The sequence below is a fragment of the Aureimonas ureilytica genome (assembly GCF_001475935.1).
GTDB classification, from domain to species: domain Bacteria; phylum Pseudomonadota; class Alphaproteobacteria; order Rhizobiales; family Rhizobiaceae; genus Aureimonas; species Aureimonas ureilytica_A.
Genome location: NZ_LDQA01000153.1, coordinates 1 through 1189 on the forward strand (window position 1 = coordinate 1; position 1189 = coordinate 1189).

Below are 1189 nucleotides of genomic sequence, written 5' to 3' on the forward strand. Positions count from 1 at the left end.
ACGGATATGACCCTGTTCGCTCAGGATCGAGAACTTCGCTATCTCTGGCTTTTCAATGCGGAAGACTCCTGGCTCTCGTCAGCCCATAATGGCGACACCGATTACGATTTCATGCCGGGCGCCGCGGCCGAGAAGTCCGTCTCGATCAAGCAGGACATTCTGCGCACCCAGAAGCCCGCGCGGTTCGAACTGCCGATCCTGAGCGGCGAGTCGATGCGCTGGTTCGACATTCGTGTCGATGTGGACCGGGACGATTCGGGCGAAATCATCGGTATCATCGGAACGTCCCTGGAAATCACCGAGCAGAAGCGCCGGGAAGACACGCTGAAAACATTGCTGCGTGAAGTCTCTCATCGCTCCAAGAATTTATTGGCGATCATTCAGAGCCTCGCCAGCCAGACGGCGCGTCATTCGCTGACGGTGCCGGAATTTCTGATCCGTTTTCGCGGCCGCATCCAGTCGCTGTCCTCCTCTCAGGACATCGTGACCGATACGGATTGGCGAGGGGCGGACCTGTTCGGCTTGATCACTCTTCAGGTGGAACGCTACGCGCCCGATGGGATGGACCAGATCCAGTTCGACGGGGTCGATGTGTATCTGTCCCCCACGGCCGCCCTGCATGTGGGCCTCGCGCTGCATGAACTCGCCGTCAATGCGGCCTCCTACGGAAGCCTGTCGGTGCCCGGTGGCCGAGTTGCGATCCGCTCCCGTCTCGACATCAGAAATGGGTTGACGCAGCTTTTGCTGGAATGGGAGGAATCGAGAGGGCCTCGGGTTAGAGTCGATCACGATCCGCGCTTCGGGACCTCGACCTTGGAGAGGATCGTACCCAACTCCGTTGGCGGCGATGCGGAGCTCGATTATCGGCCCGATGGTCTGCAGTACAGATTGCGCATTCCCTCTAACCAGTTCGAGGTCATCGCCGGCTCCTGACCCTTTGAGTATGTTTCGGTTTCGCCGGTCGCTGGAGACGCGAAAACGACGAAGGCCCGCCCGAAAAACGCAGGAACCGGGCCCTGTCCAAATCGTTAAAATGGCGAAAGGATTTCGCCATGGAACAGATCGCTGCCATCTTGCTCATCGTGGGCTGCAATGCAGAGATGTCGAGCTGCAGAGAAGTTCCGCTGCCGGAGCCGATTCAGGCTAGTCTGTCCGAATGCGAAATGGCCCGCCCGCTGGCCATGCGAAT

General features: G+C 59.0%; 1 protein-coding gene. It reads left to right on the plus strand.

The window, feature by feature from the left end:
• The coding region (locus NS365_RS23185) for a sensor histidine kinase (RefSeq protein WP_153003937.1) at positions 1-933 on the plus strand (933 nt) is incomplete at its 5' end.
• Positions 934-1189 lie beyond the last annotated feature (256 nt).